The organism is Lentzea kristufekii, from assembly GCF_033949925.1.
GTDB lineage: Bacteria > Actinomycetota > Actinomycetes > Mycobacteriales > Pseudonocardiaceae > Lentzea > Lentzea kristufekii.
The window spans coordinates 120,373-144,132 of the sequence record NZ_JAXAVV010000015.1 but is presented as its reverse complement, the minus strand read 5'-3'; the positions used below and the strand labels follow the sequence as shown (position 1 = coordinate 144,132).

Below are 23,760 nucleotides of genomic sequence, written 5' to 3'. Positions count from 1 at the left end.
ACCGCCTTTCTCAGACGAGGTACTGGTTGAGGTCGCGGGAGACGAAGCGGCCGTGGCCCGTCGAGCCGTGGTACGCGCCGTCCGCGATCACCTTGCGGCCGCGGGAGAACACGGTGTCGACCTTGCCGGTGACCTCGAAGCCCTCGTAGGCCGAGTAGTCCACGGCCATGTGGTGGGTGTCGGCGGAGATCGTCTGGGAGGCCTTGGGGTCGTAGACCACCACGTCCGCGTCGGCTCCCGGTGCGATCACGCCCTTGCGCGGGTACATGCCGAACATGCGCGCGGGAGTGGTGGAGACGATCTCGACCCAGCGTTCGCGGGTGATCTCGCCCTTCACGACGCCCTGGTGCAGCAGGTCGACGCGGTGCTCGACGCCGGGCATGCCGTTGGGGATCTTGGAGAAGTCGCCGACGCCCAGCTGCTTCTGGTCCTTGAAGCAGAACGGGCAGTGGTCGGTGCTCACCACCGAGAGGTCGTTGGTGCGCAGCCCGCGCCACAGCGACGACTGGTGCTCCTTGGGCCGCAACGGAGGCGACGCCACGTACTTCGCGCCCTCGAAGCCCGGCCGGGCCAGGTCCTCCAGCGACAGGTACAGGTACTGCGGGCACGTCTCGGCGAACACGTTCTGGCCGGTGTCCCGCGCCGCCGTCACGGCGTCGAGTGCCTGCGAGGCCGACAGGTGCACGATGTACAGCGGGGAACCGGTCACCTTCGCGAGCTGGATCGCGCGTGAGGTGGCCTCGCCCTCCAGCTCCGGCGGCCGGGTCAGGCCGTGCTGCACCGGGTCGCCGAGTCCCGAGGCCAGCGCCTGCGCGACGAGCTGGTCGATCGCGATGCCGTTCTCCGCGTGCATCATGATCGTGGCGCCGGTCTCGCGCGCCTTCTGCATGGCGCGCAGGATCTCGCCGTCCGTCGCGTAGAAGACGCCGGGATAGGCCATGAACATCTTGAAGCTGTTCACACCCGCCGCGATGCACGACTCCATCTCCTTGAGCGACTCGTCGGTCACGTCGGAGATGATCATGTGGAAGCCGTAGTCGACCGCGCAGTTGCCGTCCGCCTTGCTGTGCCACTTGTCCAACGTGGACAGCAGGCTGCTTCCCTTGGGCTGCACGGCGAAGTCGACGATCGTGGTGGTGCCGCCCCACGCCGCCGCGGTCGTGCCGGTCTCGAAGGTGTCCGCGGACTGGGTGCCGCCGAACGGCATCTCCATGTGCGTGTGCGCGTCGATGCCACCGGGGATGACGTACTTCCCGGCCGCGTCGATCACCTCGTCGGCTTGAACGGAGAATCCGGGCGTGACGAGCGCGGCGATGTGCTCGCCGTCGATCAGCACGTCGGCGGCGTGCGAGCCCGTCGCGTTGATGACCAGGCCGTTGCGGATCAGAGTGCTCACGGGGTCACCAGGCCCTCGTAGGTGTCGGGGCGGCGGTCGCGGTAGAACGCCCACGTGTCCCTGACCTCGGTCAGCAGGTCCAGGTCGAGGTCGCGCACCACGAGCTCTTCCTCGGTGTCGGACGCCGCGTCGCCGATGAGCTGGCCGCGCGGCGAGACGAAGTACGTCTGACCGTAGAACTCGTTGTCGCCCAACGGTTCCACGCCCACCCGGTTGATCGCGCCGACGAAGTACTCGTTCGCGACGGCCGCGGCGGGCTGCTCCAGCCTCCACAGGTACTCGCTCAGCGAGCGCGAGGTCGCGGACGGGTTGAACACGATCTTCGCGCCCGCGAGCCCGAGAGCACGCCAGCCCTCGGGGAAGTGGCGTTCGTAGCAGATGTAGACGCCGATCCGCCCGACCGCCGTGTCGAACACGGGATAACCGAGGTTGCCCGGCTTGAAGTAGAACTTCTCCCAGAAGCCCTTGACCTGCGGGATGTGGTTCTTGCGGTACTTGCCGAGGTACGTGCCGTCCGCGTCGATCACGGCTGCGGTGTTGTAGTAGACGCCCGGCTGTTCCACCTCGTACATCGGCACGATCAGCACGATGTTGTTCTGCGCGGCGACCTCCTGCATGAGCTGGGTCGTCGGGCCGTCCGGGATCGACTCGGTGTAGGAGTAGAAGTCCGCGTCCTGGACCTGGCAGAAGTACGGGCCGTAGAAGAGCTCCTGCAGGCACAGCACCTGCGCGCCCTGGGAGGCGGCAGCGCGGATGTGCTCGACCGCGTTCGCGATCATCGACTCCTTGTCGCCCGTCCACTTCTGCTGGACGAGCGCCGCCCGGATGATGTTGCTCACCTGGTCGTCTCCTTTGCCGTGTTGTCCTTCAGAGCGAGGAAGACCAGGAAGCCGGCCGCGAAGCCGACGACCCAGTTGTAGTCGTAGAGCGGCTTGAGGAACGGGATCAGCCCGTCCGCCGGGAACGGCCCGCCGTGGGCGCCGCCGACCGCGAGCACCGAGCCCACGAGCGTCGCCAGCACGGCACGCCAGTTCCAGCCGCCGTTGAACCAGTACGCGCCCCTGCCGTCGAGGTAGAGGTCGGTGAGTTCCAGGTGCGTCTTCTTGATCACCCAGTACCCGGCGACGAACACACCGGCCACCGAGGCCAGCAAGCCGCCGTAGAAGCCGAGCCACGCGAAGATGTAGATGTTCGGGTCGGAGATGAGCCGCCACGGCTGGATCACGATGCCGATGACACCGGTGATCAGGCCGCCGATCGCGAACGTGATCTTGCGCGGGAAGGCGTTCGAGAAGTCGTACGACGGGCTGACGACGTTCGCCGCGAGGTTCGCCGAGATCGTGGCCAGCACCAGCGACACCAGCGCGATGATCACCAGGAACGTGTTGTCGAAGCGGGACGCGAGGTCGGCCGGGTCCCAGATCGCCTCACCGTAGAGGGCCTGCGCGCCCGACGTCGTCAGGATCGCGACGATGGCGATGAACGACATGGTGGTCGGCAGGCCGAGGATCTGCCCGACCGCCTGCTTGCGCTGGGAACCACCGAACCGCGTGAAGTCCGGCATGTTCAGCGACAGCGTCGACCAGAACGCGATCATGCCCATCAGCGCGGGGAAGAAGACCTTCCAGAAGTCCGGGCCCCAGCCGAGCTTGCTGGGCGTCTCGAGGATCGGCCCGAAGCCGCCCGCCTTCACCAGCACGTAGCCCAGCAGGATCAGGAACCCGATGCTGACCAGCGGCGCCGTCCAGTTCTCGAACCGCCGGATCGCCTCCATGCCGCGCCAGATCACCAGCATCTGCACGACCCAGAAACCGAAGAAGCACAACCACAACGTCCACGGCTGCCCGCCGATCTGCGACGCCTTCGTCCAGCCGTCGCCGGTCAGCCGCCCGATGATCACGTGCAGCGCCTTGCCGCCGACCCACGTCTGGATGCCGAACCAGGCGCAGGCGATGAACGCGCGCAGCAACGCCACCAGGTTCGCGCCGCGGATGCCGTAGAAGGCGCGGGCGAACACGGGGAACGGGATTCCGTACTTCGTGCCCGCGTGACTGTTGAGCAGCATGGGGACCAGCACGATCAGGTTGCCGAGGGTGATCGTGACGAAGGCCTGCACCCAGTCCATGCCGATCGCGATCAACGACGCCGCGAGCGTGTAACTGGGGATGTTGTGCGCCATGCCCATCCACAGCGCGAAGAAGTTGTACGTCGTCCACGTCCGCTGCTCGACGGGCACGGGGGCGAGTTCGGGGTTGAAGAACCTGCTGTCCTTGATGGGACCTGCGTCGCTCAGTTCGACTCGGCCATCAGGTGTGACCTGGGGCGGTGAGGACTCGACTGCCATCGTTCAACCCCCTGTTACGCTGCTGAAACAACGCCAACCCGGTCGGATTCCATCCCGGAATCCTGGGTCCGCCGCCGCAGGTGTGGCAGTGTCAGAGTGTCCACGCTTGTCATGATCGGCGCACATTGTGTTCCACTGGCGGGCATGGGGATCTCTCGGCGAGCCGTCCTGCTCGGCGGCGCGGGCCTGGTGGGAGCAGCCGGGACGTACGGCGCGCTGACCCCGCGGGGCCGCCGCCTGCTCGGCTGGACGGGCCCCGACGGCGTGGTGCCGTCCGTCGAACCTGTACCCGTTCAGCCCATGCCGTGGGGTGCGTGGACGGGTGCGGCCGGACCGGTGGTGCTCGTGCTGCACGGCCGCGGCCGCGGCGGCAGCGTCGCGTGGTGGGAGGAGCTCGGGCTGCCCCGGTTCCTGCACGGGTGCGGGTTCCGGTGCGCGGTGGTCAACGGCGGCGAGGACTACTGGGTGGACTTCGACCCGCCGGTGCCGTTCGAGGCCGCTCTCGGCGTGTCGATGGGCGGGTTCGGGGTGCTCGACATCGCGTCCCGCCGGCCGTTGAAGGCCGTGGCGGCGATCAGTCCCGCGTTGTTCCCGAGCTGGGAGGACGCTCAGCGGATCGGCGGGTTCGCGTCGCGTGAGGTGTGGGAGGCGCACGAACCGTTGCGGCACAAGGCAGGGATCACGTCACCGGTCGGCGTGTGGTGCGGGCGGGAGGATCCGTTCCACGACCCCGCGCGGGAGCTGGCGGACGGTGTGGGCGCCGTGGGGTCGTTCGAGCACGGCGAGCACGACGTCGGTTATTGGCGTCGCGTGCTGCCGGACGCGTTGAAGTTCATCGGGCAGCGACTTTGAGCCGCACCACGGCCGTGCCCGCCTTGCGGTCGTGCCAGGTCCGCGTGCCGCGGAGGTCGAGCGCCTCCACCACCGACAGCACCAGCAGCACGAACCCGCCCACCAGCAGCAACGACGAGAGCAAACCCGCCGACCCCGAGCCGACGTGCTCGCCGACGACGACCCACGGCTGCTGCCAGCCGAGGCCCGCCATCAACGCCGGCTCCCGCCAGCCCAGACCAGTCAGCACGAGCACCACGCCCGTGCCCGGCAGCGCGGTCGTGACGAGCGTGCGGGCCAGCACCCGTCTGAGGCTCAGACCGGACGCCGGGCCCACCACCCGCAGCCCCGTGAGGGCCTTGCCGAGGGTGTTCAGCCGGAGCAGCAGAGCGTCGTACACCGCCGCGCAGAGCACCACCAGCACGGGTTCGTGGACCAACGGCCAGGCCACGACCAGCACCAGGAGCCAGTCGAGCAGGCGGGCGATCAGCCGACGAACGAGCATGATTCACGCTAAGCGGCGGAGGTCCGTCATAAGTGGTCAGTTCATGGCCAGTTGCCGCACGAACTCCGCGACCCACCTGCCGTTGTCGCGCCTGATGGAACGCGCCGTCAGACCGTCGCCCGCGAACGCCTCGATCTCCGCGGGCGTGAGCGGCCACGGCGGACCGTCCGGCTCGGGACCCTCGTCACGTGCCACTGCGAGGACCAGCAGCGTCGAGCCGGTCAGCGACGAGACCCGCCCGGCCGCCTCGGCGTGCAGGGCGACGGGCAGTGCCTGGACCGTCATGTTCTCCACGACGAGGTCGAACGCGTGGTGCCACTCGGCGGGCGGGTCCAGCAGGTCGGCGACCACGTAGGAGACGGAGGTCGACGGGTAGCGCTTCCGGACCGCGGCCACGGCGGTGGGGGAGATGTCGAACGCGGTCACCTCGAAGCCCAGCGAGGCCAGGAACTCCGAGTCGCGGCCGTAGCCGCAGCCCACCACGAGTGCGCGGCGGCCGGTGCCGTCCACACCGCCGGCCCACTCGACGAGGTGCGGTTGTGGGTTCGGGACGTCCCACGGGACGGAGGCCGTGCCGGCTTCGGCCTCCGCGTAGAGATCTTCGAACCACCCGGTCGGGTTGGCGGCTTGCAGGCGTCGGTCGTCGGGAAGCATGACCCACTTCTACCGAACTACCTCGCGGCGCGCGCCCTGGTCACGTACTCCACCAGACCGTCGTCGGCGGGCCAGCCGACCTGCGAGCTGATCGTCGCCTTGTTCTCCTCCCACGACCGCCGCGCCGCAGCCTGGACCGCCGGGTCGCCGCCGGTGAACTTCGCGCCGAGCTCGTCCCACCGCCGCGCCAGCTCGACGACGCGCGGGTCGGACGGGGGAGTGTCGTCGGCCATGTGCTGACGCAGTTGCCGCACGAGCTCCAGCCAGGAGGCCTTCAGCGCCTCCACGGCCTCGGGGCCCATCGCGGCGGCGCGGGCCCGCAGGTCGCCCAGCTGGGCGACGGTGAAGTAGCTCTCGTGCACGGACATCATCTCCAAAGTGGACAGCAGGGACTCGGTGGTGTGCCCGTCGAGGAGCGCGGTGAGCCGCGACCGCAGTGCCTCCACCTGTTGTGCTTGCGCGGTCAAGGAAGCCGGCTGAGCCTCGAAAAGAGGTCGCAGCGAGTCCGAACGGGACAGTGCCGATCGGACTTCCTCCAGGGACAGGCCGAGCTGACGCAGCGATCTCACCTGATAGAGGAGTCGGACGTCGTCCGGCGTGTACCGACGGTGACCGGATGGTGTGCGCTCGGAGGCGACGACCAGTCCGATCTCGTCGTGGTGGTGCAGCGTGCGGACGGTCAGTCCGCTCGCTTTGGCCAGGTCACCGATGCTCCAACGGGTCACATCGAGACCGTAGGACCTCTCGTGGCGTGAGGTTCAAGCCCTGAACACCCGATCGAGCGGGTTAATTCGCGAACCGAACGCGCCGATGAAATCGAAGATCGGTCCCCAATCCAGATTGAGGAAAACTGTGTCTCGTACCGGACTGTTCCGTGCCGCCGCCCTGCTCGCCGCCAGCGCCGCCCCGCTCCTCGCGGGTTCTGCCAGCGCCGCCGAGCTGCCGCAGCTGAACACCGGCGTCCCCGAGGTCGGCGCTGACAAGCTGGTCAGCGGCGCCACCCAGCTCGCCAACCCGCTCGACGCCGCCAGCGCGGTGCAGCTGCCGCACGTCGGCGCGCCCGTGGCCTCCGACCTGCCGGTTCCCGCCCTCCCCGCCGTCGCGCAGGAGCGCTCGGTTCCCCACCCCATCGCGGCTGAGGTCGGCGAGGTCGCCGGGCTGCCGGACCCGCGCGACCTGCCGGGCACCGCGAACATCGGCAACCTGCCGTCGCCGTCGCTGTCCGACCTGCCGACGAACAACGTCGTGCCGAACCCGACCGTTCTCTCGGGCACCCTCCCGACGATCAACGGCTGAGTTCACACGTCGAAAATGGGCCCGTGCGCGCTCACGGGCCCATTTCGTGCACCAGTAGGGCGACGTACAGCGACAGCACGGACTCCGGGTCCTCCAGCGAGACGCCGAGAACCTGCTCGATCCGTGCCAGCTGCTGGTAGTACGCCGTCCGGGACAGGTGGGCCGCCGCCGCGGCCGCCGACTTGTTGCCGCCGTTCTCGCACAGGCACCGCAGCAGCTCCACGAGCCGGGAGCCCTGCGTGGAGTCCCGTGCCAGCAACGGTCCGAGCTCGCGGTCCGCGAACGCCCGGACGCGCTCGTCCTCGCGCAGCAGGTGCAGGAGCCCGCGCAGCCGCACGTCGTCGAGCCGGTGGTAGAGCTGGGATCCCGGCGCTCGCAGCGCGGCCCCGGCCACGTGCGCGGCCTCGCCGAGAGAGCGGCGAACGTCCGTTGTGGACGTCACCGTCGTGCCGACGGCGATGACGACGGAGGACGCCGCCGTCCGGTGGATCTCGCGCGCGACCTTGCGCAGAACCCCTTCCACGCCGATGGTCAGCGGCACCGACAGCAGCGCGCGCACCGAGGTGTCGTCCACGACGCCGACCAGCGCCGCGACCGTGACCCGCCGTGCCGCCAGCGCCGTCGCCTCCGCGAGATCGCGCAGGACCTCCTGCGTGGCCAGCGTCTGCCCCTGCAGCACGGACACCGGCCGCACCGCGACGCCGATCAGCTGCCGTCGTTCCAGCGGCACCCCCAGCGCCGCCGCCCGCGCGCCCAGGTCCGGTGACTGCGGTGCCTGGCCGAGCAGCTGGGCCAGCAACGTCCGGTGCGTCTGCCGTTCCAGCGACTCCCGGTCGCGCGCCACGAGCCGATGCACCGCCAACGCGGACGCGGCGCGTTCGGCGACCACGACGTGCCGGTGCGGTGGGGGTTCGGGCGAGACCATCACGAGCCGGCCCCAGTCCGCGCCGCGCGCCCCGACGATCGTGATCAACCAGCCGGACTCGGTGTCGTAGGCGGTCCGCTCGGTCACCGTGACGGCCCGCGAGCGCGCCGCCCAGTCGTCCAGCAGCGTCACGGGGTCGTGCCCGGCGGCGTCGTAGGCGAGCACGTCGTGGCCGAGCGTCTCCAGCACGACCGCCAGCCCGGACGTCCGCGCCACCTCGCGCAGCACCTCGGAGGGTTCGGCACCGGCGACCGTCAGCGCCGTGAACGTCTCGTGCACCTGCTCCGCGGCCCGCAGCTCGGCCAGCTGGGCGTCCACGATCAACCCCACGACGGCCTCGGTCACGGCCACGTACTTGGTCTCCTCGGTCAGCGTGACCAGCGGCAACCCGTGCCGTTCCGCCGCTGTGACGAGCGCGCCCGGCACGTCGTCGCGCCACCGCCGCCCCAGCTCGACGACGAGGCCCGCGCACCCGACGGCGGCCAGTTCCTCGACGTAGCGGGCGAGGCCGGAGTCGGGCAGCATCACGCCGGTCGTGAGCACCAGCTCACCGCCGCGCAGCAGCGGCGCGATGTCTGCGATCTCCGCCACATGCACCCACCGCACGCGACGGCCGAGGCCGGCAGATCCGGCCACCAGACGCGGCTTTCCCTGCCGGATCACCGGCAGAGCGACGACTTCGGCGACCGTCGGGTACATGGACACAACGTAATGCCAACCAGCCGATCCGGGTACAGGTTGTGCATGGCGGCGCACCCGGCGCGCCAGCAGACTCCGAGGCAGGCGTCAGACCCCTGGAGGACGAGATGGCCCACAAGGAGCTGCTGGCACGACACCGCGCGGTCATGCCGAAGTGGCTGGCCCTCTACTACGACGAGCCCATCGAGATCGCGAGCGCCGCCGGGCGCCGGGTGACCGACCGCGAGGGCACGACCTACCTGGACTTCTTCGCCGGCATCCTGACCAACGCCATCGGCTACGACGTCGCGGAGATCAGCGACGCGATCCGGTCGCAGCTCGACACCGGCGTCCTGCACAGCTCCACGCTCTACCTGATCAGGTCGCAGGTCGAGCTGGCCGAGAAGATCGCGGAACTGAGCGGCATCCCGGACGCCAAGGTGTTCTTCACCAACTCCGGCACCGAGGCCAACGAGACCGCGCTGATGCTCGCCACCCAGGCGCGCCGCAGCGAGCAGGTCCTGGCGCTGCGCAACAGCTACCACGGCCGTGCGTTCGCCACGGTCGCCATCACGGGCAACCGCGGCTGGTCGGCGTCCGCGCTGTCGCCGATCAAGGTCAGCTGGGTGCACGGCGGCTACCGCTACCGCTCACCGTTCAAGGCGATGGACGACAAGGACTACATCAAGGCCTGCGTCGACGACCTGCGCGAGATCATCGAGACCACCACCTCCGGCGACGTCGCGTGCATGATCGCCGAGCCGATCCAGGGCGTCGGCGGCTTCACGTCCCCGCCCGACGGCCTGTTCCGCGCGTTCAAGGACGTGCTGGACGAGTACGGGATCCTGTTCATCTCCGACGAGGTGCAGACCGGCTGGGGCCGCACCGGCGAGCACTTCTGGGGCATCCAGGCGCACGACGTGGTGCCGGACGCGATGACGTTCGCCAAGGGCCTCGGCAACGGCCTGGCGATCGGCGGCGTCGTCGCCCGCGGCGACCTGATGGACACGATCAACGCCAACTCGATCTCCACGTTCGGCGGCAACCCGGTCTCCACGGCCGGCGCGCTCGCCACCGTCGACTACCTGCTGAGCCACGACCTGCAGGCCAACGCGGCCAAGCTCGGCTCGCGGCTGCTCGGCGGCCTGCGCGAACTGGCCGAGAAGCACCCGGTGATCGGTGACGTGCGCGGCAAGGGCCTGATGGTCGGCGTCGAGTTCGTCGGACCCGAGGGTGAACCGAACGCCGCTGCCGCCGGTGTCGTCCTGGCGGAGGCGAAGGCACGTGGGCTGCTCGTCGGCAAGGGCGGCCTGTACGGCAACGTGATCCGCCTGGCCCCGCCGATGACCCTGACCGAGGACGAGTTGGAAGAAGCTCTCGGCATTCTGGCGCAGGCGGTGGAGCGGGCGTGATCAAACACTGGATCAGCGGCAGGTCCTGGGACGGCGCTCCGGAACGGCTCGGCGACGTCTACGACCCGACGACCGGCAAGGTGGCCCAGCAGGTCGCCTACGCCTCGGTGTCCGAAGTGGACGCTGCGGTCGACGCGGCCGCGGAAGCGTTTGCGTCCTGGCGCAACGCGTCCCTGGCGCAACGCTCGACGGTGATGTTCAAGTTCCGCGAGCTGCTGAACGACCGCAAGGGCGACCTCGCGCAGATCGTCTCGGCGGAGCACGGCAAGGTCGTGTCCGACGCGGGCGGCGAGATCCAGCGGGCGCTGGAGTCCGTCGAGTACGCGTGCGGCATCCCGACCCTGCTGAAGGGCGGGTTCAGCGAGAACGCGTCGACCCGCGTAGACGTCTACTCGATCCAGCAGCCCGTCGGCGTGGTCGGCGTGATCTCGCCGTTCAACTTCCCGGCGATGGTCCCGCTGTGGTTCGTGCCGACCGCAATCGCTTGCGGCAACACCGTGGTGCTGAAACCGTCCGAAAAGGACCCGTCGGCGGCGAACTTCATCGCCGAGATGTTCGCCGAGGCAGGGCTCCCGGACGGCGTCCTGAACGTCGTGCACGGCGACAAGGTGGCCGTCGACAGGCTGCTCGAACATCCGACGGTGAAGGCGATCTCGTTCGTCGGCTCCACCCCGATCGCCCGCTACGTCTACGAGACCGGCACCGCGCACGGCAAGCGCGTGCAGGCGCTCGGCGGCGCCAAGAACCACATGGTCGTCCTGCCCGACGCCGACCTCGACCTGGCCGCGGACGCCGCCGTCTCCGCCGGCTTCGGCTCGGCCGGCGAGCGGTGCATGGCGATCTCGGTCGTGGTGGCCGTCGGCGAGGTGGGTGACTCGCTGGTCGACAGGATCAAGTCGCGGATCGCCGACGTGAAGGTCGGTTCCGGGACCTCGTGCGAGATGGGGCCGCTGGTCACCGGCGTGCATCGGGACAAGGTGACGTCCTATTTGGACGCCGGTGTCTCCCAGGGCGCCGTGCTCGCGGTCGACGGCCGCGACCACCCGATCGACGGTGACGAGGGCGGGTTCTGGCTCGGCCCGACGCTGTTCGACCACGTCGGCACGGACATGACGATCTACACCGACGAGATCTTCGGCCCGGTCCTCTCGGTCGTCCGCTGCGACACCTACGAGGAAGCCGTCGAGATGGTGAACTCGAACCGGTACGGCAACGGCACGGCGATCTTCACCAACGACGGTGGCGCGGCCCGCCGGTTCCAGAACGAGATCGAGGTCGGCATGGTCGGCGTGAACGTGCCGATCCCCGTGCCGGTGGCCTACTACTCGTTCGGTGGCTGGAAGGAATCGCTGTTCGGCGACGCACACGCGTACGGCCCGCACGGCGTGCACTTCTTCACGCGCTCGAAGGTGGTCACCTCGCGCTGGCTCGACCCGTCGCACGGTGGCGTGAACCTGGGCTTCCCGCAGAACACCTAGCTGTACCGGCGTCTGCAAGTACCACCGACTCCGAGTCGGTGGTACTTGCAGACGCCCCGACTACCTGCCCGAGCGCGCCGCCAAGGCTTCCGGCAGCGGGTCGTAGCGGGAGAAGCGGCGGGTGAACGTGCCGGTCCCGGACGTCAGCGACCGCAGCTCGATCGCGTACCTCAGCAACTCGGACGACGGCACCTCGGCGCGGATCACCGTGCGCCCGCCCTCGTCCGCCTCGGTTCCGAGCACCCGCCCGCGCCGTCCGGACAGGTCGCCCAGCACGGTGCCCAGGTGTTCGTCTGGCAGCCGGATCGTGACCTCGTCCATCGGCTCCAGCAGCTGGGTGCGCGCGGCGGACGCGGCCTCCTTCAACGCGAGCGCGCCCGCAGTCTGGAAGGCCGCGTCCGACGAGTCGACCGAATGCGCCTTGCCGTCCACGAGAGTCACCCGGACGTCGACGACAGGGGTGCCGTCGTGCAGGCCTCGCTCCAGCTGTGCGCGCACCCCCTTCTCGACGGAGGGGATGAACTGGTGGGGGACCGAACCGCCGACGATCTTGTCGACGAACTCGAAGCCGGCGCCGCGGGGGAGCGGTTCGACCACGATGTCGCACACCGCGTACTGGCCATGACCTCCAGATTGCTTCACGTGCCGGCCATGACCTTTCGCAGGCCCGGCAAAGGTTTCGCGGAACGCGACGCGCACCGGTTCGGTGTCGATCTCCGCGCCGCCGGCGCGCAGCCTGGCCAGCACGACGTCGGCGTGCGCCTCGCCCATGCACCACAGGACCATCTGGTGCGTCTCGGCGTTGCGGTCCAGGCGCAGTGTCGGATCGCTCGCGACGAGGCGGCTCATGTTGCGGGCCAGGTTGTCCTCGTCGCTGCGGGTGCGCGGCACGACAGCGATGGGCAGCAGCGGTTCCGGCATGTTCCACGGCGTCATGAGCAGCGGCTGTTCGGGCGCGGACACGGTGTCACCGGTCTCGGCGGTGGTCAGCTTCGTCAACGCGCACAGGTCGCCGGCGACGCAGTAGGGGACCTCGCGCAGTGACGAGCCCAGCGGCGAGTAGATGTGGGCCACGCGTTCGTCGGCGTCGTGGTCCTCGTGGCCTCGGTCGGCCATGCCGTGGCCGGAGACGTGCACGGGGCGTTCGGGGCGCAGGGTGCCGGAGAAGACGCGGACCAGCGACACACGGCCGACGTAGGAGTCCACAGCGGTGCGGACCACCTCGGCGACGAGCGGCCCGTCCGGGTCGGCGGCCATGCGGGGCTGCGGGATGCCGTCCACCGACGTCACGGACGGAAGCTCGTGCTCCAGCGGTGAAGGGAACGCGCGCGCGATGCCGTCCATCAGCTCCACCAGGCCCATGCCGGTTGAGGCGCACACGGGCATCACGGGGTGGAACGAGCCGCGCGAGACGGCGGTCTCCAGATCGGCGATCAGCGTGTCCTGGTCGATCTCCTCGCCCGCCAGGTAGCGGTCCATGAGGGTCTCGTCCTCGCTCTCGGCGATGATTCCCTCGATCAACGCCGCGCGCTCGTCCGGGTAGTTCTCACCGGACGTCAGCAGCCCGACGAGTGCGTCGCCCTCCTGCATGTACAACGGCACGACGCCCGCGCCGAAGGCAGCCTGGCACTCGATGACCGCGTTGCCGAAGTTCGCACGGTGGTGGTCGGTGCGTGTGATGACGACGGCGCGAGGCATGCCGACGAGAGCGCACTCCTCCCACAGCGAGATGGTGGCCGCGTCGACGCCTTCGAAAGCGTTGACAACAAAAAGGGCCGCGTCCGCGGCCCGAAGTCCTGCCCTGAGCTCACCCACGAAGTCGACGTATCCGGGGGTGTCGATCAGGTTGATCTTGATGTCCCCGTGCTGGATCGGAGCCACGGCGAGGCCTACCGATCGTTGTTGTCGCACGGCCGCCGGGTCGTGGTCGCAGACCGTGGTGCCCTCGGTGACCGATCCCGCGCGGGTCAGGACGCCGGTGGCGGCGAGCAGGGCTTCGGTGAGCGTCGTCTTGCCCGCCCCGGAGGGCCCCACGAGCACGACGTTGCGGACCTTGGCCGGGTCGTCCACAGCGACCGCGCCTGCCGATGTGCCGTTGTCGGAGTGCTTGCTTCCCATGGCGACCTCCGTCAAGTCGTAGTGTTCGATCTCACACCCGTTGCAGTCCTGGTACAAGTGGTAAACCCGGACCGGAGGCGCGCGGCCGGGTGACGGGCATGCCACGATTCGCGAGGTCGCGTCGGTCGTCCGGCCAACCGCTCGCGCCGAATTCGGCGAAGCCCAATTCGGCGCGAGCGATTCGGCCGGACGGCCGACTTTCCGGCGACCGAGCCGCCATCTCCGGAGGAGTGGCCATGAACACAGCCTCACGACCTGCGGTTGATCGGAAAGTGGCCTTCTAGTTCGGGGCTCCAGTGGCTTGGTCTAAGGGGCCACAGCGGACGTACGGTGAGTTCACCAAGACTTCCCCTCGTGAAAGGTTGCCCCGGTGAGCACTGATCAGGTCACGGGTACCGCCCGCGTCAAGCGCGGCATGGCCGAGATGCTCAAGGGCGGCGTCATCATGGACGTGGTCGACGCCACCCAGGCGAAGATCGCGGAGGACGCGGGCGCCGTCGCCGTCATGGCCCTCGAGCGCGTGCCCGCCGACATCCGCGCCCAGGGCGGCGTCGCGCGCATGAGCGACCCCGACCTGATCGACGGGATCATCAACGCCGTCTCGATCCCGGTCATGGCGAAGGCCCGCATCGGCCACTTCGTCGAGGCCCAGGTCCTCGCGTCGCTCGGTGTCGACTACATCGACGAGTCCGAGGTGCTGACCCCCGCCGACTACGCCAACCACATCGACAAGTGGGCGTTCACCGTTCCCTTCGTCTGCGGTGCGACGAACCTGGGTGAGGCCCTGCGCCGCATCACCGAGGGCGCGGCCATGATCCGCTCCAAGGGCGAGGCCGGCACCGGTGACGTCTCGAACGCCACCACGCACATGCGCAAGATCCGTCAGGAGATCCGCCGCCTGCAGAACCTCCCCGAGGACGAGCTGTACGTCGCCGCCAAGGAGCTCCAGGCGCCGTACGAGCTGGTCAAGGAGATCGCGCAGAACGGCAAGCTGCCCGTCGTGCTGTTCACCGCGGGCGGCATCGCGACCCCGGCCGACGCCGCGATGATGATGCAGCTCGGTGCCGAGGGCGTGTTCGTCGGTTCCGGCATCTTCAAGTCCGGCAACCCGGCCCAGCGCGCCGAGGCCATCGTGAAGGCCACCACCTTCCACGACGACCCCGACGTCATCGCCAAGGTCTCGCGCGGCCTGGGTGAGGCCATGGTCGGCATCAACGTCGAGGACGTCCCGGAGCCGCACCGCCTCGCCGAGCGCGGCTGGTAAGTCTCAGGAACCGACGAATGCCCCTGCCGCGCGGCAGGGGCATTCGTCGTCTCAGCGGCCGTACTTGTAGGTGTCCGTGAAGCAGTACGTCGTCTTGATGTCCGGGTACGCGAGCGCCAGCGCGGGCGACGCGCCGCACGCCGCTTTGTCCACGGTGTTCGCGAGCACCTTCACCTGCACGACCTGAAGACCGCCACACGGCGCCGTCTGGAACTCGGCGTTCAGCGAGAGGGTCGTGAAGCTGTAGCACTGGCCGTCGGCGAACACCGGGATCAGGCACAGGTTCACGCTCTTGCGGCCCGCGTACCCGTGGTACTTCATGTACGAGCCGGGGTCGTCGCCGCACTTCTCACTCCGGTCGGCCAGCACCTTGACCACGGTGTAGTTGTGCAGCTGCCCTTCGCAGGACACCTCGTCGTACTTGATGTTGAACGACGCGCCCGACATCTTCACGCAGTCACCGACCTCCGCGGCCGGCAAGGGCGACGACGTGGAGGTGGGCGGGTTCGACGTGGTGCCGGGACCGGCGAGGCGGCTGAGGCCGTCGCTCTTCGCGAACCAGATGCCGACCCCGGCCACCAGCGTGAGCAGCAGTACGCCGAGCACGCCGACGATCACCAGTCCGACCCGGGACGTCCGGTGCGGCGGCACCCCGGCGGCCGATGGGGCCGGGGGAACCGGGAACGGAGTCTGCGGAGCGGGCGAGCCCGAGGGCGCCGCCCACACGTTGCCCGGTTCGTCCGGTGGAGTGGGCGGGATGGGCGGAGTCGTCATGAAAAGCCCCCAGTGCGGCTCGGACGCGAATGCGATCGTCTGGCCGACGCGAGCAGTCCCCCCAGACTTCCGCCCATCCTAGGGTGGTGCGGATCTTTCCCGGACCGCCTGTCGGGTCATGTGCGCACCGTCTCAGTGAGCCCGGACAACGCGGCCGGCAGCGGGTCGTGGTGCAGCACGCCGAGCCGTTGCGTGGCACGGGTCAGCGCCACGTAGAGCTCCGCCGCACCGCGCGGCCCGCCGGCCAGGATCCGTTCCGGCGCAACGACGAGCACCGAGTCGTACTCCAGGCCCTTGGTCTCCGAGGCGGGCACCGTGCCGGGCACGCCGGGCGGCCCGATCACCACGCTCGTTCCCTCGAACTCCGCCTCCTGCTTGGCGAACTCCTCGATGGCGGCCGGCAGTTCCTCGGCGGTCACCTGCCGCGACCACGGCTGAACACCGTTGGCGCGCACCGAGTCCGGCGCCTTCACGTCCGGCGCGAACTCGGCCAGCACCTGGGCCGCGACGGCCATGATCTCCGCCGGCGTGCGGTAGTTGACCGTCAGCGACCGGTACTCCCAGCGCCCCGGCACGTACGGGTCGAGCATCTGGCCCCACGACGTGGCACCGGCCGCCGCACGACGTTGCGCCAGGTCGCCCACCACCGTGAAGGAACGGCCGGGGCAGCGGCGCATCAGCACCCGCCAGTCCATTTCGGACAGTTCCTGCGCCTCGTCCACGACCACGTGCCGGTAGGTCCAGGCGCGGTCCGCGAGCGCGCGTTCCGCGAGCGTGCGCTGGTCGTGGTCCTCGAAGCGCTCGGCCAGGTCCTCGGCGAACAACATGTCCGACGCGAAGAGGTGGTCCTCGTCGTCCATGTGGTCGAAGCGGCCGACCATGCTGTCGAGCACCTCGGCCGCGTACCGGGCCTCGGCGCGGCGTTCCGCCGTCGCGGCCTGGTCGACGGCCTGCTCGGTGCCGTCCTTGCCCAGCAGGTCGTGCAGCTCGTCGAGCAGCGGCACGTCCGAGACCGTCCACGGCTCGCCCTCGGCGCGCAGGAGCGACGGGTCCGCGCCCGCAGCCGCGAGTTCCTCCGGCGACGAGTACAGCGAGCCCAGCAGTTCGAACGGCGTCATGATCGGCCACAGGAAGTCCAGCGCCGCGATGAAGCTCTCGTCGTCGGCGAGGTCCTTGACCAGGCCGGACCGCATGTCCTCCCAGGCCTGCTTGTCCGACCGGGACATCCAGCCCTTCCCGATCCGGCCGATCGCCCGTTCGGTGAGGACGTACGTGACGATCTCGCGGAACACCGCGCGGGCCTCGTTGTGCGGCAGGCCGCTGTCGCGCGCCTCCTGCCGCGCCCACTCGGCGACGTCCGCGCCGATCTGGACCACGACGTCCTTCATGCCGATCGGGATCGGCTCCTCGGGAACGCGCTGCCGGGCCGCGACGGCCGCCTTCAGCACGTCGACCATCGCGCGCGACCCCTTGATGCGCGCGACGTCCGGAGCGTCCTCGGCGGTCGCGAGCAGACCGGGCAGCAGGCTGCCGACGGTCGAGAACACGACGTCCGACTCGCCCAGCGACGGCAGCACGCGGCCGATGTGGTCGAGGAACGCGGGGTTCGGGCCCACGACGAGCACGCCGTGCCGTTCCATGCGCTCCCGTTGCGTGTACATCAGGTACGCGACGCGGTGCAGCGCCACGACCGTCTTGCCGGTGCCGGGACCGCCCTCGATCACCAGCACGCCGGGGTGGTCGAGCCGGATGATGGCGTCCTGTTCGGACTGGATGGTCGCGACGATGTCGCGCATCCCCGCGCCGCGCGGCGCGTTCAACGCCTCCAGCAGGGCCACGTCGCCCCGCTCCTCGCCGAGCTTGCCGAACACCTCGTCGGTGAAACCGGCCACGGTGCGGCGGCGGGTGAGGAACTGACGGCGCCGGAGCATGCCCTCGGGCGTCGCGCCGGTGGCGGTGTAGAACGGCCGCGCCGCCGGTGCCCGCCAGTCGAGCAGCGCCGGCTCGAACTCGTTCTCCTCGTCGAACAGACCGATGCGGCCGATGTAGGAGCGGTCGCCGTCGACGCTGTCCAGCCGGCCGAAGCACAGGCCGTAGTCGGCCACGTTCAGGCGCTTCATCTCGCGGTGCCGGGCGCGCACTTCGTTGTCACGTTCCATCGCGGTCCCGCCGGTGCCACCCAGCGCTGACTGGTACGCGGCCTTCACGCGCGCGCGTTCCCCGTCGAGCCGTGCGTAGAGGTCGGCCACGTATTCACGCTCGGACTGCAGTTCTTCTTCGTAACCCACGTGCTCCCCAGTGCGCCTGTGTTCTGGCTGAGGCGATGAGTGTGAACGATGCACGGGGCCTTGTGGCAAGGCCCCCTGTCTGCTATACGGTTAAGTGGGAAGAATCGCACCCACGAGAACTCGTTGGCGTGGAAATTACCCGCTCGTCATGATGGCCGGATGACCGTGCCGTTTCGCTGGGACCTCGTGACGCCCGACCGGCTCGGGTCGCTGCTCGACGACGTCACGGTTCCCGAGATGGGCTACCTCGGCGAGCTGTGCCGGTGCGCGGGCAAGGTGCTCGCCCGCGGCGGCAACGGCGACCTGGTCTTCGTCGGGCGCTCGCTCGACTCGATGTTCGACCTGCTCGGCGGCGCGCTGGAGGGCACGGACCACCGGCTCGCCCGGCTGCCGCTGTCGTTCCAGCGCCCCGAAGACCACACCCGGCCGCGGGTTCTGCGGGCCCGGGAGATCCTCACGGACCTCGGCATCACACCCGCGTCACTGGCCCGCCGCACCCGGCCGGTGACGTTCGTCGACGTGGTGTCCTCCGGCCGGACGTTCCGGAGCCTCTTCACGCTGCTGGACGACTGGATCGCGGAGGAACGCGAGCCGTGGCCCGTGATCCGTCTCAAGATCCGGTTCGTCGGCGTGACGCGCCGGACGGCGACCAGTCCGAACGCCGTCCGGTGGAAGGACTACGCCGACTGGCCGCGCAGGTTGCCCGCCGCGTCCGTCGTGAACGTCTCGCTAGACGCGATGACGTGGTCCCACTTCGGCAACTGGCAGCAGAAGCTGACGAGGTGGTTCCCGCCCCACAGGTGGGTGAGCGGTGCCGCGGAGACCCAGCGCGACGACAGGACCCGCAAGGCGCTGGCCGAAGCCGTGCGGCTCGTGGAACTGGGGCGCACCAGGGAGGTCCGGCAGATGATCGCGCGCGCCATCGACGGTGAACCCGCGCTCGCCGAACCCTGGCTGCGCGCGCTGCGGAGCCGGCTCGCCTAGACGGTGTGCTCCATGACCATCATCGCGGTCGTGCCCGGTTCCAGCGCCTTGCAGATGTGCGGCAGGTCGCCGGGATAGACGATGTAGTCGCCCGGTCCGAGTTCGACCGGGTCGTCGGCGAGGCCCGCCAGGCAGCGGCCGGTCGCCACGATCATGTGCTCGACGCTGCCCGGCACGTGGGGCAGCGACTCGCGGGCGCCGCCGGGTTCGAGGGCCAGCCAGTAGATGTCGTGCTTGGTGCCCGGACGGCAGGCCGCCAGCAGTGTCGCCGAGTAGTGCGCCTGTTCGGAGTGGATGACCGGGCCCTCGCCCGCGCGGATCACCTGCACACGCGGCACGGCCGGTTCGACCAGCCGGCTGAACGGGACGCCCAGCGCCACGCCCAGTGCCCACAGGGTCTCCACGCTGGGGTTTCCGGCGCCGGACTCCAGCTGGGAGAGCGTCGACTTCGCGACGCCGGCCTTCTTGGCGACCTCGCTCAGCGACATGCCGGTGCGGTCGCGCTCGCGCCGGAGGTTGGCCGCGATGAGGTCGAGTGGTGCGTTCGACACAGAAGTCCATCCGTTCGTCTTGACGAACACCGAGCCCAGGTGTTCATCTTAATGGGTGGTCCGTTCGATCTGGCGAACTCTTGATGCTGTGCTCCTGCGTGACGTGGCCGCAGTCGCACTCGGTGCCGCGGTGACCGGTGCGTCGTTCGGTGCGATCTCGGTGGGTTCCGGCCTGCCGTGGTGGATGCCGGTGCTGATGTCGCTGCTGATCTTCGCGGGCGGCTCGCAGTTCATGGCCGTGGGCATTGTCGCCGCTGGTGGCAGCCCTGCCGCGGCGGTGCTGGCCGGGCTGGTGCTCAACGCGCGGCACCTGCCGTTCGGACTGGCGATCGGGGACGTGCTGGGCAGGAGTCCGCTCGCCCGGATCGTCGGCAGCCACCTGTTGATCGACGAGTCGACGGCCTTCGCGATGGCGCAGAAGGACCCCGCGAGAGCGCGTGCGGCTTACTGGGCGTGTGGCGTGGCGTTGTTCTTCAGCTGGAACACGGGCGTGCTCATCGGTGCGCTCGTGGGGCAGGCGATCGGCGACCCGATGACGTTCGGGCTGGACGCGGCGTTCCCGGCGGCCCTGCTGGCGCTCACGCTGCCGGCGCTCAAGGACGCGGCGACGCGCAACGCGGCACTCGTGGGTGCGGCGATCGCGCTCGCGACGACGCCGTTCCTGCCCGCCGGTGTGCCCGTGCTGCTCGCGTTGGCCGGACTGTTCGCGTTCCGCACCACGAAGAAGAAAGAGGAGCCGTGCCCGTCACCGCAGTCCTGATCCTGGCCGCCGGCACCTTCGCGATCCGTTTCGCCGGGCCGTTGCTGCGCGACCGCGTGACGCTTCCGGAACGGGTGCGCGAACTCATGTCGGCGTCCGCGACGGTGTTGTTGCTGGCGCTGGTGGCGGTCTCGGCATTGACGAACGGCAAGCAGTTCGGTGGCTGGGCGCTCGCCATCGGAGTCGCGGTCGGGGGTCTGGCGGCGTGGCGGAAACTGCCATTCGTCGCCGTCATCGTGCTGGCCGCGGTGACCACCGCGGGACTAAGGCTCGTCGGCGTGGCCTGAAGAATCGATCAATGCTTCCTGACGTGCGAGAAAAGCAGGTTCGTATGAACCTCTGTCACCTCTCGGCGGCTCGTGAACTTGTCGAGCACGAGTCGCTGGAGATGACCGACGTCCGATACCGCGACGTGCACCAGGAAATCCTCTGGACCTGTCACGTGTGACAGCGCGAGCGTTTCGGGGAGCGACAGCACGTAAGCCATGAACGGGTCGACGATCTCCTTGGTGTGCGGCCGGATCTTCACCGCGAGCATCGCCTGGACGTGCTGCCCGATCGCGTTCGGATCGATCTCGGCGTGGTAGCCGGTGATCACGCCGCGCTCCCGCAGGGCCCGGTGCCGGACCACCGCCGTGGACTGCGCCACGTTGACGCGTTCGGCCAGGTCCTTGTTCTGCAGCCGCGCGTCCTTCCGCAGCTCCCGCACGATGGCCTCGTCGATCGAATCAAGCACGGCTCTTCTCCGTTCCACCGAATCGCCTGCGGTGTTGTGTCCATCCTGCCGAGGAAGTCTCCACCATTCGGGCCATGACGCGCATCGAGACCATCGCAGTGCACGGCGGCCGCGACGACCTCGCGGAGCTCGGCGTGCACGCTCCCCCCATCGACCTGTCCACCACCTACCCCGTGCCTGACCAGGCGCTCGGCGGGGAAGCACTGGGTGAGTGGGCCACCGGTGCCGCACGGGCAGCCTCGCCCGTCTACGCGCGGCTGCACAACCCGACCGTGGCCCGGTTCGAGCAGGCGCTCGCGGCTCTCGAACGCACCGAGACGTCCGTGGCGTTCGGAAGTGGCATGGCCGCGGTGACCGCCGTGATCCAGGCCGCCTGCGTGATGGCGGGAAAGCCGCACGTCGTAGCCGTGCGGCCGTTGTACGGCGGCACCGACCACCTGCTGTCGTCCGGTCTCCTGGGCGTCACGACGACCTACGTCGAAGCGGGCCTGGTGTCCTCCGCGATCCGGCCGGACACCGGGCTCGTGGTCGTCGAGACCCCGGCCAACCCCAACCTGGACCTCGTCGACATCGAGCACGTCGTGCGCCAGGCCGGCTCCGTGCCGGTGATGGTCGACAACACCTTCGCGACGCCGATCCTGCAGAACCCGGCGCTGCACGGCGCCTCCTACGTGCTGCACTCCGGCACCAAGTACCTCGGCGGGCACGGTGACGTGCTCGGCGGCGTCGTGGCCTGCTCGGAGTCGCTCGCGGCGGCGTTGAGGCAGGTCAGGATCATCACGGGTGCCGTCCTGCACCCCCTGGGCGGCTACCTGCTGCACCGCGGGCTGGCCACTCTGCCGTTGCGCGTCGAGGCGGCTTCGCGGTCAGCTGCTCTGCTGGCCTCGCGGCTGGCCGAGCACGACGCCGTGGAGTTCGTGCGCTACCCGTCGACGTCACGGCAGATGCGCGGAACGGGCGCGATGATCGCGTTCGGAGTGCACGGCGATCCGGTCGAGGTGGTGCGGAGGCTCGAGCTCATCACGCCGGCCGTCTCATTGGGTTCGGTGGACACCCTGATCGAGCACCCCTCGGCTTTGACCCATCGACTGGTGCCCGGCGAAGAACTGCGTGCTTCTGGCGTTCCGGACAATTTGCTGCGCATTTCCGTGGGCCTCGAGCACGTCGAGGACATTTGGTCGGATCTGAACGCGGCACTCTGTGACGTCGCTTACGTTAAGTCTTCCCCAACTGATTTCTTGGTGATGACGGCCACTCGCTAGGGTTCCCCGAATCAGCGCGTCGGGGCGCGGGAGGTTCCGACGCGAGCATTTTTCCGTTTCGGAAGGAACCTCCTCGTGAGTTCTGTGGAAACTGATGCGGACGGCTACACCAAGGCGTTGAGCAAGCGCCAGGTGCAGATGATCGCTATCGGTGGCGCGATCGGCGTCGGCCTTTTCCTGGGTGCGGGCGGGCGCCTCGCCACGGCGGGGCCGTCGCTGATCCTGTCTTACGCGGTGTGCGGCCTCGCGGCGTTCTTCGTCATGCGCGCGCTGGGCGAGCTCGTGCTCCACCGGCCCGTGTCCGGCAGCTTCGTCGAGTACGCCCGCGAGTTCATCGGCCCGTGGGCGGGCTTCACCTCGGGCTGGCTGTACTGGCTGAACTGGGCCATGACGGGCATCGCCGAGATCACCGCCGTGGCGATCTACATGCACAAGTGGTTCCCGGACCTGCCGCAGTGGATCACCGCGCTGGTGGCGCTGTTCGTGCTCGTCGCGATCAACATGCTGTCGGTCAAGCTCTTCGGCGAGCTGGAGTTCTGGTTCTCCGTCATCAAGGTGACCGCCATCGTGGTCTTCCTGGTCGTGGGCGCCGGCCTCGTCATCGGCAACGCGGACATCGGCGGCACCACGGCGTCGGTCTCGAACACCCTGGGCCACGGCGGCCTGTTCCCGGCGGGCTTCGGCATCGCGCTGATGACGCTGCAGGCCGTGGTGTTCGCCTACTCGGCCATCGAGCTCGTCGGCATCGCCGCGGGCGAGACCAAGGACCCCGAGAAGATCATGCCGCGCGCCATCAACGGCGTGGTCTACCGCATCGCGATCTTCTACGTCGGTTCGGTGCTGCTGCTGACGATGTTGTTGCCGTGGGACCACTTCACCGGTACCGAGTCGCCGTTCGTGACCGTGTTCTCGGCGCTGGGCGTCCCGGTGGTCGGCGACATCATGAACGCCGTGGTGCTGACGGCCGCGTTGTCCTCGTGCAACTCGGGCCTGTACTCCACCGGCCGCATCCTGCGATCGCTGGCGCAGAAGGGTGAGGCCCCGGCCGTCACCGCGAAGATGAACTCCCGGCACGTGCCGTACGGGGGCATCCTGTTCACCGGGGTCGCCTACCTGTTCGGCGTGGTGCTCAACTACACCGTGCCGAAGGAGGCCTTCGACATCGCGATCGCCGTCGCGTCGCTGGGTGTCGTGTCGACCTGGGCCACGTTGATCATCTGCCAGCTCCGCCTGCGCAAGAAGGCTTTGGCGGGCGAGATCACGCGGCCTTCCTATCGGATGCCGGGTGCGCCCTACACCTCGTACGGCACGTTGGCGTTCCTCGCGCTGGTGATCGGGCAGATGGCCTTCGCCGGGACCGCCGAGAAGATCGCGTTCTGGTCGATCCCGGTGGTCGCGCTGGTCCTGTTCCTCGGGTGGCGCTTCGTGAAGTCGCGCGAGGCGCAGGCGAAGGAACTCGTCACCGTCGACTGACCTGGCGTCGCCCGGAGGGCTGCGCAGCGAG

General features: G+C 69.3%; 22 protein-coding genes. 10 read left to right on the top strand and 12 right to left on the bottom strand.

Annotated features, from left to right (window positions below; genetic code table 11):
* Window positions 1-10: 10 nt before the first annotated feature.
* From hydA to SK571_RS28795, 3 genes are read right to left on the bottom strand one after another with little or no spacing between them, the layout of a single operon-like run.
* Window positions 11-1,396 (bottom strand): dihydropyrimidinase, encoded by a 1,386-nt coding sequence (gene hydA / locus SK571_RS28805; protein WP_319987210.1) that lies wholly within the window; start codon window positions 1,394-1,396, stop codon window positions 11-13.
* Window positions 1,393-2,235, bottom strand: a complete 843-nt coding sequence (locus SK571_RS28800) for a nitrilase-related carbon-nitrogen hydrolase (RefSeq protein ID WP_319987209.1) — start codon at window positions 2,233-2,235, stop codon at window positions 1,393-1,395. The genes hydA and SK571_RS28800 overlap by 4 nt, the downstream gene beginning before the upstream one ends.
* Window positions 2,232-3,740 (bottom strand): NCS1 family nucleobase:cation symporter-1, encoded by a 1,509-nt coding sequence (locus SK571_RS28795; RefSeq protein WP_319987208.1) that lies wholly within the window; start codon window positions 3,738-3,740, stop codon window positions 2,232-2,234. Before SK571_RS28795 ends, SK571_RS28800 begins: the two co-directional genes overlap by 4 nt.
* Before the next feature lie 144 nt (window positions 3,741-3,884).
* Here SK571_RS28795 and SK571_RS28790 point away from each other — a divergent pair, with 144 nt between their 5' ends.
* The gene (locus SK571_RS28790; RefSeq protein ID WP_319987207.1) at window positions 3,885-4,592 is read left to right on the top strand and encodes a hypothetical protein; all 708 of its coding nucleotides are present in this window, start codon (window positions 3,885-3,887) and stop codon (window positions 4,590-4,592) included.
* Here the strand turns inward: SK571_RS28790 and SK571_RS28785 are convergent.
* Genes SK571_RS28785 through SK571_RS28775 form a run of 3 tightly spaced genes read right to left on the bottom strand, consistent with a single transcriptional unit; the run spans window position 4,573 to window position 6,455 of the window.
* Window positions 4,573-5,076 (bottom strand): RDD family protein, encoded by a 504-nt coding sequence (locus SK571_RS28785; protein WP_319987206.1) that lies wholly within the window; start codon window positions 5,074-5,076, stop codon window positions 4,573-4,575. The two genes, SK571_RS28790 and SK571_RS28785, sit on opposite strands and share 20 nt — an antisense overlap.
* A 36-nt stretch (window positions 5,077-5,112) precedes the next feature.
* Window positions 5,113-5,730, bottom strand: coding sequence for a class I SAM-dependent methyltransferase (locus tag SK571_RS28780; RefSeq protein ID WP_319987205.1), 618 nt, complete (start codon window positions 5,728-5,730; stop codon window positions 5,113-5,115).
* 17 nt (window positions 5,731-5,747) lie between these two features.
* Entirely contained in the window at window positions 5,748-6,455 is a 708-nt protein-coding gene (locus tag SK571_RS28775; RefSeq protein WP_319987204.1) for a MerR family transcriptional regulator, read from the bottom strand.
* A gap of 127 nt (window positions 6,456-6,582) precedes the next feature.
* Between SK571_RS28775 and SK571_RS28770 the strand changes: the two genes are divergently transcribed.
* On the top strand, window positions 6,583-7,026 hold the full coding sequence (locus SK571_RS28770) for a hypothetical protein (RefSeq protein WP_319987203.1): 444 nt from the start codon (window positions 6,583-6,585) through the stop codon (window positions 7,024-7,026).
* 31 nt (window positions 7,027-7,057) lie between these two features.
* Here SK571_RS28770 and SK571_RS28765 read toward each other — a convergent pair whose 3' ends face one another.
* The gene (locus SK571_RS28765; RefSeq protein WP_319987202.1) at window positions 7,058-8,650 is read right to left on the bottom strand and encodes a PucR family transcriptional regulator; all 1,593 of its coding nucleotides are present in this window, start codon (window positions 8,648-8,650) and stop codon (window positions 7,058-7,060) included.
* A gap of 107 nt (window positions 8,651-8,757) precedes the next feature.
* Between SK571_RS28765 and SK571_RS28760 the strand changes: the two genes are divergently transcribed.
* The gene (locus SK571_RS28760) at window positions 8,758-10,041 is read left to right on the top strand and encodes an aspartate aminotransferase family protein (protein WP_319987201.1); all 1,284 of its coding nucleotides are present in this window, start codon (window positions 8,758-8,760) and stop codon (window positions 10,039-10,041) included.
* A complete protein-coding gene (locus SK571_RS28755; RefSeq protein WP_319987200.1) occupies window positions 10,038-11,519 on the top strand; it encodes a CoA-acylating methylmalonate-semialdehyde dehydrogenase in 1,482 nt (493 codons plus the stop codon). The genes SK571_RS28760 and SK571_RS28755 overlap by 4 nt, the downstream gene beginning before the upstream one ends.
* A 60-nt stretch (window positions 11,520-11,579) precedes the next feature.
* On the opposite strand, the gene SK571_RS28750 is transcribed toward SK571_RS28755, so the two are convergent.
* Window positions 11,580-13,637 (bottom strand): elongation factor G-like protein EF-G2, encoded by a 2,058-nt coding sequence (locus SK571_RS28750; protein ID WP_319987199.1) that lies wholly within the window; start codon window positions 13,635-13,637, stop codon window positions 11,580-11,582.
* Between the two features lie 370 nt (window positions 13,638-14,007).
* Here SK571_RS28750 and pdxS point away from each other — a divergent pair, with 370 nt between their 5' ends.
* Entirely contained in the window at window positions 14,008-14,901 is an 894-nt protein-coding gene (gene pdxS, locus SK571_RS28745) for a pyridoxal 5'-phosphate synthase lyase subunit PdxS (protein WP_266041383.1), read from the top strand.
* A gap of 51 nt (window positions 14,902-14,952) precedes the next feature.
* On the opposite strand, the gene SK571_RS28740 is transcribed toward pdxS, so the two are convergent.
* Together SK571_RS28740 and helR are read right to left on the bottom strand one after the other, a co-directional pair.
* Window positions 14,953-15,675, bottom strand: a complete 723-nt coding sequence (locus SK571_RS28740; protein ID WP_319987198.1) for an LppU/SCO3897 family protein — start codon at window positions 15,673-15,675, stop codon at window positions 14,953-14,955.
* 116 nt (window positions 15,676-15,791) lie between these two features.
* Window positions 15,792-17,963, bottom strand: coding sequence for an RNA polymerase recycling motor ATPase HelR (helR, locus tag SK571_RS28735; RefSeq protein WP_319987197.1), 2,172 nt, complete (start codon window positions 17,961-17,963; stop codon window positions 15,792-15,794).
* A gap of 159 nt (window positions 17,964-18,122) precedes the next feature.
* On the opposite strand from helR, the gene SK571_RS28730 reads away from it, so the two are divergent.
* Window positions 18,123-18,947: a PIN domain-containing protein gene (locus tag SK571_RS28730; protein ID WP_319987196.1), complete on the top strand. Its 825-nt coding sequence runs from the start codon at window positions 18,123-18,125 to the stop codon at window positions 18,945-18,947.
* On the opposite strand, the gene SK571_RS28725 is transcribed toward SK571_RS28730, so the two are convergent.
* Window positions 18,944-19,498 (bottom strand): helix-turn-helix domain-containing protein, encoded by a 555-nt coding sequence (locus SK571_RS28725; RefSeq protein WP_319987195.1) that lies wholly within the window; start codon window positions 19,496-19,498, stop codon window positions 18,944-18,946. The two genes, SK571_RS28730 and SK571_RS28725, sit on opposite strands and share 4 nt — an antisense overlap.
* An 88-nt stretch (window positions 19,499-19,586) precedes the next feature.
* On the opposite strand from SK571_RS28725, the gene SK571_RS28720 reads away from it, so the two are divergent.
* Both SK571_RS28720 and SK571_RS28715 read left to right on the top strand, forming a co-directional pair.
* Entirely contained in the window at window positions 19,587-20,258 is a 672-nt protein-coding gene (locus SK571_RS28720; protein WP_319987194.1) for an AzlC family ABC transporter permease, read from the top strand.
* Complete coding sequence (locus SK571_RS28715; RefSeq protein ID WP_319987193.1) at window positions 20,237-20,545, top strand: AzlD domain-containing protein; 309 nt, start codon at window positions 20,237-20,239, stop codon at window positions 20,543-20,545. The genes SK571_RS28720 and SK571_RS28715 overlap by 22 nt, the downstream gene beginning before the upstream one ends.
* A gap of 8 nt (window positions 20,546-20,553) precedes the next feature.
* Here SK571_RS28715 and SK571_RS28710 read toward each other — a convergent pair whose 3' ends face one another.
* Complete coding sequence (locus SK571_RS28710) at window positions 20,554-20,994, bottom strand: Lrp/AsnC family transcriptional regulator (RefSeq protein WP_086667810.1); 441 nt, start codon at window positions 20,992-20,994, stop codon at window positions 20,554-20,556.
* A 74-nt stretch (window positions 20,995-21,068) separates the two neighbouring features.
* On the opposite strand from SK571_RS28710, the gene SK571_RS28705 reads away from it, so the two are divergent.
* Both SK571_RS28705 and SK571_RS28700 read left to right on the top strand, forming a co-directional pair.
* Window positions 21,069-22,256, top strand: a complete 1,188-nt coding sequence (locus SK571_RS28705; protein WP_319987192.1) for a trans-sulfuration enzyme family protein — start codon at window positions 21,069-21,071, stop codon at window positions 22,254-22,256.
* A 138-nt stretch (window positions 22,257-22,394) separates the two neighbouring features.
* Window positions 22,395-23,729 carry an amino acid permease gene (locus SK571_RS28700; RefSeq protein ID WP_406602051.1) on the top strand — a complete coding sequence of 445 codons (1,335 nt, stop codon included), beginning with the start codon at window positions 22,395-22,397 and terminating at the stop codon, window positions 23,727-23,729.
* The last annotated feature ends 31 nt before the right edge of the window (window positions 23,730-23,760 follow it).